Source organism: Clostridium estertheticum (genome assembly GCF_018861295.1).
Lineage (GTDB): Bacteria > Bacillota > Clostridia > Clostridiales > Clostridiaceae > Clostridium_AD > Clostridium_AD estertheticum_D.
The window spans coordinates 107,883-124,936 of sequence record NZ_JAHLDM010000004.1 but is presented as its reverse complement, the minus strand read 5'-3'; the positions used below and the strand labels follow the sequence as shown (position 1 = coordinate 124,936).

The 17,054-nt window shown below is 35.8% G+C and carries 16 protein-coding genes; 15 read left to right on the top strand and 1 reads right to left on the bottom strand.

The features are described 5' to 3' along the window. Positions 1–5: 5 nt before the first annotated feature. The 14 genes from KPL54_RS06305 (at position 6) to KPL54_RS26715 (ending at position 14,034) form a co-directional block, all read left to right on the top strand. On the top strand, positions 6–425 hold the full coding sequence (locus KPL54_RS06305) for a MerR family transcriptional regulator (RefSeq protein WP_216105767.1): 420 nt from the start codon (positions 6–8) through the stop codon (positions 423–425). Between the two features lie 466 nt (positions 426–891). Beyond that, the gene (locus KPL54_RS06300; RefSeq protein ID WP_216105766.1) at positions 892–1,623 is read left to right on the top strand and encodes a cyclophilin-like fold protein; all 732 of its coding nucleotides are present in this window, start codon (positions 892–894) and stop codon (positions 1,621–1,623) included. A gap of 66 nt (positions 1,624–1,689) precedes the next feature. Next, a complete protein-coding gene (locus KPL54_RS06295) occupies positions 1,690–2,862 on the top strand; it encodes an iron-containing alcohol dehydrogenase (RefSeq protein ID WP_216105765.1) in 1,173 nt (390 codons plus the stop codon). An 11-nt stretch (positions 2,863–2,873) separates the two neighbouring features. After that, entirely contained in the window at positions 2,874–3,452 is a 579-nt protein-coding gene (locus tag KPL54_RS06290) for a DapH/DapD/GlmU-related protein (RefSeq protein WP_216105764.1), read from the top strand. A gap of 155 nt (positions 3,453–3,607) precedes the next feature. Next, positions 3,608–4,123 carry a flavodoxin family protein gene (locus KPL54_RS06285; RefSeq protein WP_216105763.1) on the top strand — a complete coding sequence of 172 codons (516 nt, stop codon included), beginning with the start codon at positions 3,608–3,610 and terminating at the stop codon, positions 4,121–4,123. Positions 4,124–4,403: 280 nt separating this feature from the next. Beyond that, complete coding sequence (locus KPL54_RS06280) at positions 4,404–4,943, top strand: cyclophilin-like fold protein (protein ID WP_216105762.1); 540 nt, start codon at positions 4,404–4,406, stop codon at positions 4,941–4,943. A gap of 39 nt (positions 4,944–4,982) precedes the next feature. Continuing rightward, positions 4,983–6,326, top strand: coding sequence for a phenylacetate--CoA ligase family protein (locus KPL54_RS06275; RefSeq protein WP_216105761.1), 1,344 nt, complete (start codon positions 4,983–4,985; stop codon positions 6,324–6,326). A 31-nt stretch (positions 6,327–6,357) separates the two neighbouring features. Beyond that, a complete protein-coding gene (locus tag KPL54_RS06270; RefSeq protein ID WP_216105760.1) occupies positions 6,358–7,119 on the top strand; it encodes an ABC transporter ATP-binding protein in 762 nt (253 codons plus the stop codon). Between the two features lie 15 nt (positions 7,120–7,134). Continuing rightward, complete coding sequence (locus KPL54_RS06265; protein ID WP_216105759.1) at positions 7,135–9,483, top strand: ABC transporter permease; 2,349 nt, start codon at positions 7,135–7,137, stop codon at positions 9,481–9,483. A gap of 99 nt (positions 9,484–9,582) precedes the next feature. After that, positions 9,583–10,155, top strand: a complete 573-nt coding sequence (locus KPL54_RS06260) for a cyclophilin-like fold protein (RefSeq protein ID WP_216105758.1) — start codon at positions 9,583–9,585, stop codon at positions 10,153–10,155. Positions 10,156–10,231: 76 nt separating this feature from the next. Continuing rightward, positions 10,232–10,846: a LysE family translocator gene (locus KPL54_RS06255; protein ID WP_216105757.1), complete on the top strand. Its 615-nt coding sequence runs from the start codon at positions 10,232–10,234 to the stop codon at positions 10,844–10,846. A gap of 121 nt (positions 10,847–10,967) precedes the next feature. Continuing rightward, positions 10,968–12,068, top strand: a complete 1,101-nt coding sequence (locus tag KPL54_RS06250; protein ID WP_216102857.1) for a carcinine hydrolase/isopenicillin-N N-acyltransferase family protein — start codon at positions 10,968–10,970, stop codon at positions 12,066–12,068. A 205-nt stretch (positions 12,069–12,273) separates the two neighbouring features. Beyond that, positions 12,274–13,113: a DUF3737 family protein gene (locus tag KPL54_RS06245; RefSeq protein WP_171298286.1), complete on the top strand. Its 840-nt coding sequence runs from the start codon at positions 12,274–12,276 to the stop codon at positions 13,111–13,113. 222 nt (positions 13,114–13,335) lie between these two features. Further along, a complete protein-coding gene (locus KPL54_RS26715; RefSeq protein ID WP_216105756.1) occupies positions 13,336–14,034 on the top strand; it encodes a cyclophilin-like fold protein in 699 nt (232 codons plus the stop codon). A gap of 230 nt (positions 14,035–14,264) precedes the next feature. Here KPL54_RS26715 and KPL54_RS06235 read toward each other — a convergent pair whose 3' ends face one another. Then, entirely contained in the window at positions 14,265–14,852 is a 588-nt protein-coding gene (locus KPL54_RS06235; RefSeq protein WP_171298284.1) for a TetR/AcrR family transcriptional regulator C-terminal domain-containing protein, read from the bottom strand. A 261-nt stretch (positions 14,853–15,113) separates the two neighbouring features. On the opposite strand from KPL54_RS06235, the gene KPL54_RS06230 reads away from it, so the two are divergent. Next, entirely contained in the window at positions 15,114–17,054 is a 1,941-nt protein-coding gene (locus KPL54_RS06230) for an oxidoreductase (RefSeq protein ID WP_216102854.1), read from the top strand.

Genomic DNA, 17,054 nt, shown 5'->3' with positions numbered 1-17,054 from the left:
CAAACATGAAATATTCCATTGGAGAGGTTTCAAAAAAATTCAATCTATCAGCTTCAACTTTAAGATACTACGATAGGGAAGGTCTGTTTCCTAATTTGGAACGTTCAGAATCCAGTATACGCTCTTTTTCAGATATTGATCTAGGAGCACTGGAAATTATTGAATGCCTAAAAAATACGGGAATGTCCATTAAAGATATTAAAGTATTCATAGACTGGTGCGAACAGAGAGATGCCACATTGCGTGAACGATATGAAATGTTTATTGATAGAAAAAGAATTATAGATGAACAGATGGCATCGTTGCAGAAAACACTTGAAGTCATAGAGTATAAATGTTGGTATTATAAGACAGCTCTTGAGGCAGGTACAGAAAAGATACATGACAAAGCGAATCAGCAGGATACCGAAGAAGTAACATCTTAACCGATGGTTCTAATAATGGAGGCGGTCATATTGACGATGCCTCCATTAATTTTGTCTATATTCCAATAATCCCATTCTACGCAGCAAAAATTGCTGCGTTTTTTTATGAAAAAGACTTGACTTAAAGTTAACCTTAAGTGATATGCTGATACAAACACAAACAAATAATTGTTTTAAACGGAATGGAAAGATTGCATTGAGCATGTAGTTAAGATTGGATTAGGCACGAATGAATACGAATTAGTACAAATATAGTCGTGTAAACTTATAGTTTATAAATTCACCAAAAAAAGAAAAAATGAAATTATCGGATATTTTGGATAGATATAAATCAGGGGAATGGATTACACTAAACGATCCAGAGTGTCAAGCCTTACATAGACTTTAACTCTCCAATAACATTCAACACTATTGGTTGTATTAATATGGTTATATCCAAATCAAAAACATTACTGGAGGTTTGTTTATGAAAAAATTATTGACACCTACACTGACAATTTTAATGGTGATTTCTTTGACTGCATGTATCGGAAATCAAGATAACAGGAATGAAAAAAGCTCTGCAGGAGGTTACTTGGTTGAAAAGGCTTCCTCTACCATAGAAGGTAGTAATGTTCAGGATACATCGAGTAAATTAATGATGGTTTCTTTGACTGCATGTAGCGGAAATCAAGCTAACAGTAATGAAAAATGCTCTGCAGGAAGTTCCTCGGTTGAAAAGGCTTCCTCTACCATAGAAGGTAGAAATGTTCAAGATACATCGAGTAAAGCTTCGAATGACTCCGCGCAAGTTCTTCCGAAAGGTTCTAATATGGCTACCCGTACGATTAAGAATGGTACAGCTATTACGATGACGGTTGGAGATACGGTAATTCCGGCCACTTTAAATAATTCCACATCTTCAAAGGAACTGTTGTCCCGTCTGCCATATACGGTGCATATAAACCGCTTCTCTCATGACTATTCTGGTGTAATGAAAGATCCTTTGAAATATGATGAAAAGGATGTCCATAACGGCTGGATGAACGGCGATATTAACTTTGAACGGGATGTAAACTATTTTACAATCCTCTTTGAAGATGAAAAAAAGTCTAAAATCTATGGCGAGCAGGTAAACATGGGAAAGGTTGATTGTGATTTATCTGTAATAAAAGGATTAGGAAGTTCTATAGATGTGCAGATTGATTTAGCACGCTAAGTTATATCGAACTCAATAATCGGAGTTTGATATAAATAATATTTTAAATAAATGGAGGAATTAAAAATGAACTTTAATATGTATGTACCAACAAGATTTATTTTCGGATGTGGAAGGCTTAACGAATTGCATGAGCAGAAACTACCTGGCAAAAAGGCAATGGTAGTTATTTCAAACGGAAAATCAACTAAAGAAAATGGTTCCCTTAAACGAACTATTGAGGAACTTACAATAGCAGGTGTTGAAAGTGTTGTCTTTGATAAAGTACAGACAAATCCGTTGAAGTCCACGGTTATAGCAGGAGCAAAAACAGCAAGAGATAACGGATGTGATTTTATTGTTGCTCTTGGTGGTGGCAGTGTTATTGATGCCTCAAAAGTAATGGCGGCAATGACAACAAATGATGGAGATATCTGGGATTATATTTCTGGTGGTACTGGAAAAGGCAAAGCGATTTCAAATGATCCGCTTGGGGTAATTTGTATTACTACAACAGCAGGAACTGGTTCAGAAGCAGACCAGTGGGGTGTTATAACAAATGATGAAACCAATGAAAAAATTGGATTTGGTGGTGATGATCGTTTATTCCCGTTGATTTCTATAATCGATTCTGAACTTATGAAGACGGTTCCATCTAAACTTACCGCTTATCAAGGATTTGACGCACTTTTCCATTCTACAGAAAGCTATATTTCAAAATATGCAAGTCTTATGAGTGATATGTATGCACTGACTGCTATTGAAAATGCAGCTAAATATCTTACACGTGCGGTAAAAGGCGGTAGCGATATGGAGGCAAGAGAACACATGGCATTTGCAAACACCCTTTCTGGTATAGTTATGACTGTGAGCGTTACTACTGCTGAGCATTCTATTGAGCATGCAATGAGTGCATATCATCAGGAGTTGCCTCACGGTGCAGGACTTATTATGATTTCAAGAGCGTTCTATGAATTCTTTATTGACAAGAATGCTTGTGATGAGAGATTTATTGCGATGGCAAAGGCAATGGGAATCAAAGAAGCGAATAAGCCGGAGGATTTCATCACTGCGCTTGTGGGCTTGCAAAAGGCCTGTGGTATGGCGGAACTTAAAATGAGCGATTATGGTATCTCGCCTGATGAATTTGATAAAATTGCGACCAATGCTCGCGAAACTAACGGTTTTCTGTTTACAGCAAATCCATGTGAAATGACACATAAGGATGTTGTAGATGTACTAAGAAATTCTTATCGATAAGGAGGATACAAATGGATATCAATGATTTATTAGCGCACTTAAATCGAGGTGAAGTGGTTGAGGGCGGTTCGGAATTACATCAGGTAATGATAGACGCCTCTCAGGAAGCATTAAAGTTGACTGCCGACCTGAACGGTCAGTACCATACTCCACAAGAGGTACGGGAATTGTTTTCTTTGTTGATTGGCAAACGGGTGGATACAACATTTGCCATGTTTCCTCCTTTTTATACGGATTGTGGGAAAAACATCTGTGTAGGCATGAATGTCTTTATCAATTCAGGCTGTCGTTTTCAGGATCAGGGCGGAATTATAATTGGCGATGGTGTTCTCATTGGGCACAATGTAATGCTTGCTACGCTCAATCATGACATTGATCCGAGAAAACGTAGCAATATGCATCCCTCGCCAATTGTGATTGGTAGAAATGTATGGATTGGAGCAAATGCCACTGTCGTTGCCGGCGTGACCATAGGTGACGGTGCTGTCATTGCCGCTGGTGCGGTTGTGACCAAGGATGTACCTTCAAATGTTATTGTAGGTGGTGTTCCTGCGAAAATTATAAGGGAAATCGAAACCAGTCAGGAGTAATCTTGTTGGTTTCATCTTATTTTAGATTATATGGTGATGATTGATTTGTGGCAATGCATTGTGTTAATAGGTAAAAATGAAGAATATAGTAAATTGAAATAAATTATAATGAGTAGTAAACACAATTAAATTTTAAGAATTGGAGGATTGATTGTATGAAAATATTAGTTTTAAACGGGAGTCCAAGGTTAAACGGTAACACAACAGCCATGGTTGATGCGTTTGCAGAAGGTGCACGGGAAAAAGGGCATGAAGTGAATATCATACCTGTTGGACAAAAGAAAATTGGCGGATGTCTTGGATGTGAATTCTGTCATACCCGTGGGAATGGTCAGTGCGTGCAGAAAGATGATATGGGTGAAGTTTATAAAGAATTGGAAACTGCAGATATGCTGATATTTGCTTCACCAATTTATTTTTTCTCTATCACCGGTCAGTTACAGTCTGCCATCACACGTTTCTACGCAACTGGAAAACCGCGTAAAGTTTCACAGACAGCCTTGTTCTTAAGCTCAGGTGCTCCGGAGGTTTATAATGCTGTAATACAGCAGTATAAGAATATGATTGATTACTTTGAAGCCGAGGACAAAGGAATTAAGATGGTATATGGCAAGAACAACAAATCAGCCGCAATGCTTGCTGATATGAAGACATTTGGAAAATCTCTGTAAAGTTAAGTTTGGAAAGGGAAAATACAAATAAAGAAGTATCTTAGTTATATAAGATACTTCTTTATATTTTAATAGATGGAAAAATTTTTTTGAAAATAAACATTGACTTAAAGTTAACTTTAAGATATATGATTATATGGAACTCAATAATCGTAACCAGTCAGGAGTAATTCTATTGTTTTCATCTTATTGCAGATTATATGATGATTGATTTGTGTCAATGTATTGTGTATCGTAGCAAAATGCTATTGTTTTAGTTTACACAGAAAGGAAATTGAATATGAAAAAAGTAATTTCGATACTATGTTTGATTATGTTATGTTTTTCCATCACTGCCTGCGATAATAGTGAAACGAATGAAAACAATCAGACAAGTCAACATGAAGCACCAAGAAGTGATTCTACACAACAAACAGATAATGGTACCGCATCAAAGAAATTAACGATGATAGATTTGATCATTACGGTCGGGAACAAGAAATTTTCGGCAAAGCTTTATGATAACCAAACGACGAAGGCGTTAGTTAAGCAATTTCCGCTCACCGTTGATATGAGCGAACAAAACGGCAATGAAAAATACTATTATTTATCGAATACGCTTCCTACAGTTTCAGAGCAACCTGGAAAAATTCATGCAGGAGATATAATGCTTTACGGCGATAACTGTCTAGTGGCGTTCTATAAAACCTTCTCAAGTTCTTATAAATATACCCGTATTGGATATATTGAGGATGAGGCCAGCTTTGTACAAGTTGTTGGTGATGGTAATATTAAGGTTACTTTTGATTTGGCGAAACATGAAAAAACTCAAGGAGAATAAAGAGCATTTATATAAGAATGATTTAAATAGGAGGAATTAATGAAGTACTTTAGATTATTATGGAATCTGTACAAGTTAAAAGGAAACACAGTGAAGACCAGAGCGGAAATTAAAAATTTACAAAATAAAAAGTTAAGGAAACTGCTTAACTATGCATATGAGAATTCAAAGTATTATCGCAGAACGTTTGAAGAAGCGGGAATAACAAGAGAACAGATTTCTACACTTCCAATTTCAGCTTTTCCGATTATAGATAAAGATCTTCTTATGGAACATTTTGATGAGTTGGTAACTAACAATGATTTGAAGCAGAATGATATACGAAGATTTGATAAAGAAGAGACTGTAGACCGGATAAAATTCAAGGATAAATATCATGTAGTGCATTCCTCAGGTAGTACTGGAAAACCGGGGTATTTTGTATACGATGAGGAAGCATGGGATCAGATGCTTTTGGGCATTATAAGGGCGGCCTTTTGGAATATGTCCATGCCTGAAATATTAAAGCTGTTGTTCAAAAGACCTCGAATTGTATATATTGCGGCAACAGATGGACGTTATGGTGGAGCTATGGCAGTCAGTAGCGGTGTCGAAGGGGTGCATGCAAATCAATTATTTCTGGACATTAAGACACCTCTTGAAGAATGGATAGAAAATTTACATAAGTTTAAACCTAATATGATTATAGGTTACCCGTCAGCTATCAAGATTCTTGGAGAACTTTTGGAAAAGGGGGAAATTCAAATCGACGCATTCAAGGTGATTTCCTGTGGTGAACCACTTTGTGCCAAATTAAGAGAGTACATAGAAAAAACTTTTCATGCAGATGTTGTGAATATTTATGGTGCCAGTGAATCTTTGGTTTTGGGTGTTGAAACCAATCACGAAGAAGGTATGTATTTGTTTGATGATATGAATTATATTGAGGTGGAAAATGAAAATATGTATCTTACATCACTTTACAATTTTGTACAACCCTTAATTCGTTATAAAATCTCAGATCAGTTAATACTAAAATATTCAGATGAAAAATGTACTTACCCATTTGATAAAGTGGAAAGTATTTTAGGACGAAATGAGGATATAATTTGGTTTGAAGACAAAGATGGAAATAGAGAATTTCTTCACCCGCTTGCAATAGAAGGATTTTGTGTTGAAGGACTGTTGGATTATCAGTTTAGGCAAATAGATTGCAATTCATTTGAAATGATGATTGAAGTTTGTGATGAAGGAAAGAAAAATAGCATTCAAGTGGGAATGCTAAAAAATATGGCAGAAATATTGAGTACAAAGCATCTAGAATATGTGAATTTTAATATACGGTTTGTAGAAGAAATCTTACCTGATCCTCAGACGGGAAAGAAGCGGTTGATTGTAAAGTAAAGAAATAAAAAAAGGAGGTAAGGAGGAAAATATGAAAAAAGTACTTTTATCAGCGGAGGATGTTTGCAAATCATTTGAAACAGGTGGAAATCTTGTGAATTTGCTGAATTATGTGAATGTTGAATTTTATGAAGGTGATTTTACGGTTATTATGGGTGCTTCTGGAGCTGGAAAATCCACACTACTTTATGCTTTAAGTGGAATGAATAAGATTAGTGAGGGAAAGGTTCTATATAAAGATAAAGAAATCAGTAGCTTCAATGAAAAGCAAATAGCAAGTCTTCGCTCGCAGGATTTTGGATTTGTGTTTCAGCAGACGAATCTTGTAAGCAACCTTACATTGTTTGAAAATGTAGCAGTTGCCGGGTACCTGGGAAAAGAGCGTAGCACGAAGGAAACTTACATACGAACAGAAGAGCTACTTAAACAAATGCATGTAAGTAATGCGAAAGATCGACTTCCGTCAGAAGTTTCAGGTGGAGAAGCACAACGAGCTGCAGTTGCACGGGCAATCATAAACAAACCTAGAATCGTATTTGCTGATGAGCCGACTGGGGCATTAAATAAGCACAATACAGAAGAAGTATTGAATATTATCAGTGAGTTAAATAAGTCAGGACAAAGCATTATTATGGTAACACATGATTTGCGTGCAGCTTTGCGTGGTAATAGGCTGCTATATCTGGAGGATGGAAAAATCATTGGCGAAAAGGAAATGCCTTCTTATACACAATCTGATGCAAAAGATAGAGAAGCACAGCTTAACAACTGGCTTGCTTCCATGGAATGGTAGGAGGTTGAAATTTGTATGTTAACATTGTTGAAAGCCGGAATTAAAAGGCAAAAGGGTACTATAGTAGGACTGTTCATACTTATTTTTACGGTATCTGTTGCTTTTGTTATGGCACTTACTGTATATATTAATTCTAGTAATTATGTTAGGCAGGAGATGTCGAGACTGGGATATGGTAACATTACAGCGTGGGTTAGTAACGTTGATAATTTGAATCAGTTGACAAAAAAAATAGCCAGTACTCCAGATGTAAAAAAGGTTAAATCCCAGACAGTTATATTTGCAGGGTACACTATAAACGGTGAAAACTCTGATAATGAGGGACAGTTAATTGCGTATGAACCGGAGCAATATGCTTATAAAATCCTGGACAATGGCTTAAATGGGTATGATAATTTAAAAGAAATAAAAGATGGACAAATTTACATTTCTCCGGCTTTACAGTCAAAATACAATGTGAAAATAGGGGATAAGGTTCATTTTAAACTTTCCCGTAATGGTACGCAAAAGATTTTTACAGTTGAGGGGTATTTTGAAGATCCGTTTATGGGAAGCTCTATGATAGACATGAAAAGCTTTTTGATAAGTAAAGCAGATTTGTCGGATGTTAGGGATACTTTGAGCCAAACATCAAATATTAATAATTTGGCAAGAGATGGTTCAATGCTCCATATTTTTCAAAGTAATGGTAGTAAGCTTTCAACATCAGAATTCAATAAATCCATTAACAAAGTTACAAGCCTTGCTCAATATACAGAGTTTATTTATTCAGATTCCTCAATTTATGGATATATGCTTATTTTACAAAATATTTTTACTGGATTTTTGGTTGCCTTTGTTGTAATTCTTATTCTTGTATCTATGATTGTAATGGGGCATAGTATATCAAATGCAATTGAGCAGGAATATAAAGATATGGGTATTTTAAAGACCATTGGTTGCACAAGTAGAGATTTACGGTTTGTACAGTTTTTACAATATGTTTCAAGTATTGTGGTAGGAATGATTACAGGATTTGCCTGTTCAATTTATGTCATTGATGTAGCCGCAAGAACTACGATAACATCAACTGGTATGCTTATGCCAAAAACACTTCCCTATGGATGGTGTATAGCTGCTTTTGTAATCATATTATGTGTGTTTGCATTGTTTATCTATATAAAAACACTAAAAATTGCGCAGATATCACCACTTAGCGCGATAAATGGTGACATTCAAAAACAGACATCATATATAAAAAGAAATAACATCACCGTGTCGAAGGGATTACTCTTTCAGCTTGCCATACGGCAAATTCTTTCTGGAGGAAAGCGATATTTAGGAACAGGTATTGTTGCAATATTACTTGTATTTTTCGTTTCTTTAGTGGGAAGGATGAATATATGGCTTGGTCCAAATGGAGAGGGACTTATGAATGCGTTCAGTGTTGCTGACTATGATCTTGGTGTTAAGCCCTTGAATGATGATGTGAATATGAAGGAAGTTGAGAATATAATTTCTTCTTATTCTAAAATGAAAAAAACATATGAGATTGCAGAGCAAAGAGTAACGGCAAATGGTGTGAATTATACTGTTAATGCAGTAAATGAACCTTTTCGTTTTCATATATTATCTGGCCATAGCAGCTATGCAGATAACGAGATTGTTGTAACGGAATTTGTAGCAGATGACTTAGGAATTCGTATCGGTGACAAAGTTAATGTTATGCATGGAACAAAAAGCAATACATATACAGTAGCTGGTATTTATCAATGTGCCAATCAGATGGGTGGTAACATAGGAATGAGTAGGGAAGGTTATGCTAAAATTCGTGATGTTAATTCACATATATGGTGTAACCATTACATTCTTACAGATTCATCAAAAAAGGATGCAATCATGAACTATCTTCAAAAAAAATATCCGGTGGATCTCACTGTACATACGAATAGTTGGTCAGGGCTCGAGGGAATTGTGAATACCATGCACTTTTTAACAGTATTTATGTATGTAATTGTTGTAATATTTATTTTGGTGGTAATAGCACTTACTAGCAGTAAAATGCTGTTTTCCGAACAGAGAGATATGGCTGTTTTCAAAAGTATCGGATTTACATCGTTAAATTTAAGAATTGCTTTTGCTATTAGGTTTGGTATTGTTGTGGCAATAGGTACGATAATAGGAACTGCTTTAAGCTGCATATTAGCTGATCCAATTATAACCTTATTATTAAAATCATTCGGTATAAACAAGTTTGAGTCAACGCTTGGATTTGGAAGGGTCATCCTGATTCCTTTCATTATAACCTTACTGTTTGTAGCATTTGCATATATTTTCTCAAGTAGAATTAAAAGAGTAGATTTGACAACTTTAATAAATCAATAACATGTTTAATACACAACAAACATACAAAATATGGATATTAACAATTGTAAAAAAAAGAAGATGCAACATTAAAAAAATATAACTGAGAGGAAGATAATTATGATTAAAAGATTATTTACAATAATGATAGTTGCTTTGATAGTAGTACCTTTTACAGGATGTGGGAAACAAGAGACAGCAACCCAATCAAATACAGTAACTAACAGTAACAGTAACATCAACAAATCTAATACAAAATCAGGAGATAATGCAACCGTGAAACTGCCTGATTTACAAATTCGCTTTGGACCCAAAGGTAATGAATACACTATTAAGATGGATAACAACGATACAGCAAAACAGATTGCAAGGGATGTTGGAGAAGAAGACTGGAATCTACCAATTTATCATTTCGACGACTTTAAAAATTCTGATGTCATGCAGTATTATGATATTGCAAGTAGCTACAAGTTTACGTCTAAGCCAGAAAACGTTACTTCCGAAAAAGCGGGTGAAGTATACTATTCTGATCCTAACAGAATAGTTATCTTTTATCAAGATGCAAAAGTTGTAGGTAAATATATGAGAGTAGGGAAACTTGAGAATACGAACGGCCTCAAAGAGGCTGTAAAAAATAATCCTGTTGTAGAGGGATGGAGTAACAAAATCATTTCAATCAGTCCTGCAAAATGACATTTGTAAACTGTCTTATAAGCAATGGTTAGAGTAGCTCTGTTAAGTAGGGGTAAGGCGGGAAAGGATGGTGAAAATGGAGATTGAATATTTATTGAAAGGAATATGTATAGGTCTTATCTTTGGAGTACCAGTGGGAGCGATAGGTGCTCTTACAATAAGAAGAACAATTACACATGGTACTTTTGCAGGCCTAGCCTCTGGAATAGGGTGCTCTACTGCCGATCTTCTATATTCTTTTATTAGTGTTTTTGGATTGACATTGTTTTCAAGTTTTATGCTGAAATATCAAAGCATAATCAGCCTTGTGGGAGGAGGTATGGTTATCATGATGGGAATTGATATTATTTTGAAGAAGCAGGGGGTTGTTAAGGAAACTGTAAAAACTTCACAGATAATTTCTTTCTTTGTGTCCTCTTTTGCGATAGCTATAACAAATCCGACAACGATTATAACATTTGTTTTAGCATTCTCGATATTCCATATCGGGAGTATTACCTCCAATGTGCAATGTCTTGGACTTTGTTTAGGAATATTCATTGGTACATGTATTTGGTGGGGACTCATTATTTCTATGATTCGGTTGTTTAGAAATCGTATTACTGAGAATGTGTTCGTTAGGCTGAATTACATTCTTGGAAGCATTATTATCATGTTAGGAGCGGGGGTTGGGATTCGCGTACTGCTTTGACACAGCTGATTCTGGAAAATGATCTGTGTGGATAGTTTTTACTGAAGATACTGGTTTCAGAGACTTTTTTATATTATGCTAATGAACAAGCAAATTGCTGAGATCAGAAGGGAGATACAGAATGAAGAAAAAAACAGGTGTGTTAATACTATCCGTACTTTTAGCTATATTTTTGTTGGCAGGATTCGTAGGAATAAGGTTTATGAAGAATAAGGAGGGTTCCACAATGGCAAATGTTCAAAAATATGATGGCAACGTAGTAAAGCCTACCACGCAGCAAACAAAGCTGGAAGATGATTTTTCTGCTGTTAGATATGAGGGAAACTATGGATTTGATAGCTTTCTTAAACAGGGGGGTGCATCTTCCGATACAGCTGTAATTAAATTTTTAACCCAAAATAATCTGGTTTCAAGAGCAGATAAGCTGTCACTTAAAACTGAAGGTTTTGGTTGCAGTACGCTATCTGTCAAAAGTCCCAAGGGTGATGCCTTATTTGGAAGAAACTTTGATTGGCAGGCATGTAATGCATTGGTGGTTTCTTCAAAACCTTCAGACGGCTATGCCTCTGTTTCTACAGTGAATATGGACTTTATAAGTGCTGGATATGGAGGAAGCATAGATAAATTGCCAGAGAAAGTGCGTACCGTGGTAGCGCTTTATGCGCCGCTGGACGGTATGAATGAAAAAGGACTTAGTGCAGCGGTACTGATGATTCAGGACTCTGATAATATCAATCAGAATACCGAAAAACCGGATATTACAACGACAACTGCCATTCGTTTGTTGCTGGATAAAGCTGCAAATGTAGATCAAGCAATCAATCTTTTAAAACAGCATGATATGCATGCCTCGATGGGGTTGATGGTGCATTTTGCTTTGGCCGATACTGAAGGTCACAGTGTGGTTGTGGAATATGTTGATAATAAGATGATTGTAACAAAAAACCCTGTAATTACCAATTTTTATTTAGCTTCTGGTGAAAAGAATGGAATTGGAACAGCCCAATCCCATTCTAGATATGATATTTTAATGAAGCAACTAAGTAAGACAACAACCATGAGCATGGAAGAAGTCCGTGATGCAATGGATAGCGTAAGCAAACATAACTTTAAAGATGCTGAATCTACCGAATGGAGTGTAGTCTACAACCAAAGCAGTGGTGAGGTGCGCTATTACCATCGGGAAAATTATAAAAAGGTGTATACATTCCATGTTGAATAATATAAAATTTAAGAATTTTGATTAAGGTATTGACATGAAGTTAACTTTAACCCTTATGATAGAGGTGTTACTAAGACAAAGAAGGACTTCTACCGTGAGAGGTATTATATTTAAAAATAGCTACAAACCATGCAAGAGCAAGGTTTTAAATAAATAAAATAAAGATAGTGTTAACACTATCTTTAAATGGAAGAGGGATAAAATTATGAAATTAGTAAAAGAACAGATACTTATTGGAGAGAGAGCATTATTTAATAGCAAAGATTTACAGGTTTCCTATTCAACGTTTGCTGATGGGGAGTCTCCGTTAAAGGAGAGTCAGAATATTAATATAGATCACAGTATATTTAAGTGGAAATATCCATTATGGTACTGTAAAAACATTGTAGTAGAGGACAGTACATTTCTTGAAATGGCTCGTTCGGGAATCTGGTATACGGAGAATATTACAATAAGAAATACTATAATTGAAGCACCGAAGATCTTTAGGCGTGCAAAGGGTATTAAATTAGAGAATGTTACTATGCAAAATGCTGGTGAGACTTTTTGGAACTGTGATGAGATTTTTTTGAAAAATGTAACAGCCAAAGGGGATTACTTTGGTATGAATAGTACAAATATTAAAATTGATGGATTCCAACTGGCAGGAAACTACGCTTTCGATGGAGGAAAAAATATTGAAATTCATAATGCGAAAATTCTGGCAAAGGATGCATTCTGGAACTGTGAGAATGTAACAGTTTATGATTCATTTGTTTCGGGAGAATACTTGGGATGGAATTCTAAGAATGTGACCTTTGTAAACTGTACTATTGAAAGCTTACAGGGATTATGCTATATGGACAACCTTGTAATGAAAGACTGCCAATTATTGAACACTACGCTATCATTTGAATATTCCACAGTAGATGTACAGATTAACAGTACTATTGGTAGTGTTACGAATCCATCTGGTGGTATAATCCGGGCAGAGGGTATTGGCGAATTAATTATGGATAAAACTAAAATAGATCCTGAGAAAACACAAATTATAACGAAAAAATAAAGTCTACGGTATGATTTCTTATGATGAGCCATCCTTTTTTCGTTAATTATTTTATAGGAAGTCAGAATTTGCATAATCGTTAATAAAATTTCTTAAGAAGGTGGGGAGTATAATGAGATTGAGTAAGTCAAGATTTATGATTCCATTTTTAGTTTTTTTTTTTTTCTAACCGTGCTTTTCAATTATTGCATATACAAAGTAGATGCTACACCCGTAGTAAAAGTGAAACAGTGGGAGGAAAAGAAAAATATAAGTTCAACTAAGACCTGGACAATAAAATTTAAGACGGAATTAGATTCGAGCTCTGTAGATAAAGCTATTTCAGTAACAAATTCAACAGGAAACATAGTTAATGTTAGAACAACTGTAACTGAAGATGGTAAAAGTATATTAGTATATGCTCCGGAAGAGAAATATACACCAAGAGAAATGTATTACCTTAATATTTCTCAAGATTTAAAATTTATATACAAACTTAATGGAAATGTTCAGACTCTAAAAAATATTAACCAAGCGGTACAGATGAAATTTACAATTAATGATGATAGTTTAGATACTGTAAAAGATACTAAAATAAAATTGTCTTTTAACAACGATGAAGTAATTGTAAAAATGAATGATAATGCAACAAGTAGAGACTTTTTAAAGTTACTTCCATTAACATTAAAATTTGAAGATTATGCAGGCACTGAAAAAATTAGTTATCTTCCGAAAAAATTATTAACACAAGGTGCACCAGCAGGTAGTGATCCATCGATTGGAGACTTGGCTTTATATGCTCCTTGGGGAAACTTGGCTATTTATCATAAAGATTCTGGCTATGCAAGCGGACTTATCGTATTAGGTAAAATTGAATCTGGAATAGAAAAGCTTGCAGGTATTAAGGGCAATTTTACAGTTGAAATTAAAAAAGTTGATTAAATTATTGAAAGGCATGCCTGTGATGAACATTTTATCAGTACATAGTTTTTACAATACGCAAAATTGCTTATTCAACAACAAGTAAAGAATTAAGTGAAATAAAGTCATTTGGAATTGTGAAGCCTTTTTTTAATAAAAGGTGTGTTTTATACCTAATTATGGTATAAAACACACCTTTTGTTTTTTGATTTATTGCTAAATAATATATACTTCACATAGGGAAGTATATATTATTTTTCATTATCCGCATCTTCACAACTGTAGATCTTGTTGTCCGGACCAAAAAGAACATCGCTTAAGCTTATTTTTCGCAGATTAGTTATTCGTTTTGCCATTACTTTTGCTGGTTCGGGGTTATCGCTACATATCCATTCAATGGCTGCATTGATGGAAGCCACAGAATGATATTTTGATGCAAAAATTAATTCTTTCGGCAGTGATTTGTTGCCGTAATGTTGTTGGTGCCATTTCAAATCATAATCAATAGCAAATTTTACAATAAAGTCCATAAGACAATTCTGTTCCCGGCTAGAGCAGGCCTGCTTTAAAAAATTACGATGAGCGTCTATGTTTTTATAGTAGCTTAGTGTGTTTTTATAATAAGTGTTTTCAGGGTTATTATTGAGAAAAATATTTAAAACCTTATGTTCATAAGTCCATTGTATTAAATCATTTTTATCTCTGAATCGATTATAGAAAGTCTGCCTACTGACACCTGTCTCTTCTAGCAAATCTTTAATGGTTATTGAAGTAACAGACTTTTGATCACATAATTCCAGAAGAGCTTCAGCAAGTAGGATATGGATATCAATTGCCATTTTGGGTTTCTCCCTTGTCTTGTTTATATTTTAACTATAGTTTACCACATTACCTTTTGTTAGCACATTAAAAAATTAATTTTAATTTCACATTAACATTTTGACTAATGCATAGAAAATGTCTATATGTAGACAAAATTTATAATGCTGTCTGTACATAGACTTTGTTTCACTATTTGTAAATTGAACAATTTTTTCACAAAGTGTAGCATGAAGATATAAAAGAAAAAACTTACAATAGATAAAGGGGGACTAGAATTTATGGAAACGAGGATGATGTTTACACCTATAAAAATTGGACCAATGGAAATTAGAAACAGACTGGTAGTTCCGGCCATGGGAACTAATTTGGCAGAGCATAATGGGGAAGCCGGAGAAAAACTGATTTGCTATTACAGGGAAAGAGCAAAAGGAGGTTTTGGCCTGATTATTACTGAGTGTGCAGCAGTTAGTAAGGAAGGTCGCTCCCTGATTAATGAATGTGGTATGTGGGAGGATTCCCTTGTTCAAAGTTATAAGAAGCTGACCGATGCAGTTCACGAGGAAGGGGCAAAAATCGCAGTACAGTTAAGGCATTGTGGAAGAGAAACAGAACGCAAATATACGGATGGTGAGGAAGTTTTTGCACCTTCACCGGTACCATGTCCAGCATGTCAGACCATGCCTCACGAAATGACTACAGAGGAAGTCTATCAAATGGTTACGACATTTGGCGATGCGGCACTAAGAGCAAAGAAATCAGGATTTGATGCGGTAGAACTTCATGCTTCCCATGGGTATTTGATTGCACAATTCCTCTCAGGACATGCAAACAAGAGGACCGATGAATTCGGAGGAACTCTTTATAACAGAATGCGTTTTCTGCGACTGATTTTAAGAGAAGTCAAAAGTAAAGTAGGAAGTGGGTTCCCGGTTATTGTTCGTATTAGTGGAACGGAAATGATTACAGGCGGTCGAGAGATTCAGGAAACAAAAGCGGTATGTCAGATGTGCGAAGAGGAAGGTGTAGATGCTATTCATGTTAGTATTTCAACCTATGGAAGTCTTGCATACTGTATCGGTTCAACATATCTTGAGCCGGGATATGAAACTTCGGCAGCGGAAGCCATTAAGAAGGCTGTTAGCATTCCGGTAATTACCGTTGGACGATTTACGGATCCAGAAATGGCAGAAACATTGATTAGAGATGGCAGTGCCGACATGGTAGCATTTGGAAGACAATCCATTGCAGACCCTCACTTTGTTAACAAGGTACTTAGCAGAAGACAGGAGGATATTATTCCATGTATCGGTTGTGGACAGGGCTGTATTATGCATCTCTTTTCTGATGATCCTATAAGTTGCGTTGTAAACCCTAACAATGGCACAGAAGAGGAGTATATTTCTAATCGGACAGAGTCACCGAAACACGTGCTTATCGCAGGTGGTGGTCCCGGAGGATTGCAGGCTGCATGGATTCTGGCTGCACGTGGACATAAGGTTGATCTGGTAGAGAAAGAAAATTATCTGGGCGGTGCATTTCTTCCAGCATCATATCCGCCAGCAAAAAGCAGTATTACAAAAATGATTGGTTATTATATTAGACAGTGTGAAAAATATGGTGTAAATATAACACTTAATACAGAACTGACAGGAGAAAAAGTAAAAGAAGTGAATCCGGATACACTTATTATTGCAACCGGAAGTAAGAATCTTCTTCCTAAAATTAAAGGCATAAATCATCCGGACTTTATGAATCCATGCGATGTACTTCTTGGGAAAGTGGTTACTGGGCATAAGGTTCTGGTTGCCGGCGGTGGGCTCATTGGTGCTGAAACTGCGGATTTCCTTGCAGAGCAGGGAAGAGAGGTTACTATCGTCGAGATGAAACCAGAAATCGGTGCAGATATGGATCCATATGCAAAACCTATGTTACTTCAGGAACTGAAAAACCATGAAGTAACCATGTTAAAGAATGCAGTTATTCAAGAGTTCCTTTCGGATGGAGTCACCTATAAGTATGCCAATCAGGATAATACAGACGTTAAGATATTGGGTGGTTTTGACAGTGTGGTACTTGCGATGGGCACAACAGCATATAATCCTTTCGGGGATTCCTTAAAAGATGTAGTAAAAGAAGTTTATGTCATTGGTGATGCCCAAAAAGCAGGAAAAGTATATGCAGCTACCCATGAAGCAGCAGATGTGGCAATGCATGTCTAA

Bases quoted from the DNA above. Each gene is read 5' to 3' on its own strand.
- KPL54_RS06295 (WP_216105765.1), top strand. From the start codon at position 1,690: ATGAACTTTAATATGTATGTACCAACAAGATTTATTTTCGGATGTGGA.
- KPL54_RS06230 (WP_216102854.1), top strand. From the start codon at position 15,114: ATGGAAACGAGGATGATGTTTACACCTATAAAAATTGGACCAATGGAA.
- KPL54_RS06280 (WP_216105762.1), top strand. From the start codon at position 4,404: ATGAAAAAAGTAATTTCGATACTATGTTTGATTATGTTATGTTTTTCC.
- KPL54_RS06305 (WP_216105767.1), top strand. From the start codon at position 6: ATGAAATATTCCATTGGAGAGGTTTCAAAAAAATTCAATCTATCAGCT.
- KPL54_RS06300 (WP_216105766.1), top strand. From the start codon at position 892: ATGAAAAAATTATTGACACCTACACTGACAATTTTAATGGTGATTTCT.
- KPL54_RS06245 (WP_171298286.1), top strand. From the start codon at position 12,274: ATGAAATTAGTAAAAGAACAGATACTTATTGGAGAGAGAGCATTATTT.
- KPL54_RS06255 (WP_216105757.1), top strand. From the start codon at position 10,232: ATGGAGATTGAATATTTATTGAAAGGAATATGTATAGGTCTTATCTTT.
- KPL54_RS06235 (WP_171298284.1), bottom strand. From the start codon at position 14,852: ATGGCAATTGATATCCATATCCTACTTGCTGAAGCTCTTCTGGAATTA.
- KPL54_RS06265 (WP_216105759.1), top strand. From the start codon at position 7,135: ATGTTAACATTGTTGAAAGCCGGAATTAAAAGGCAAAAGGGTACTATA.
- KPL54_RS06290 (WP_216105764.1), top strand. From the start codon at position 2,874: ATGGATATCAATGATTTATTAGCGCACTTAAATCGAGGTGAAGTGGTT.
- KPL54_RS06285 (WP_216105763.1), top strand. From the start codon at position 3,608: ATGAAAATATTAGTTTTAAACGGGAGTCCAAGGTTAAACGGTAACACA.
- KPL54_RS06270 (WP_216105760.1), top strand. From the start codon at position 6,358: ATGAAAAAAGTACTTTTATCAGCGGAGGATGTTTGCAAATCATTTGAA.
- KPL54_RS06250 (WP_216102857.1), top strand. From the start codon at position 10,968: ATGAAGAAAAAAACAGGTGTGTTAATACTATCCGTACTTTTAGCTATA.
- KPL54_RS06260 (WP_216105758.1), top strand. From the start codon at position 9,583: ATGATTAAAAGATTATTTACAATAATGATAGTTGCTTTGATAGTAGTA.
- KPL54_RS06275 (WP_216105761.1), top strand. From the start codon at position 4,983: ATGAAGTACTTTAGATTATTATGGAATCTGTACAAGTTAAAAGGAAAC.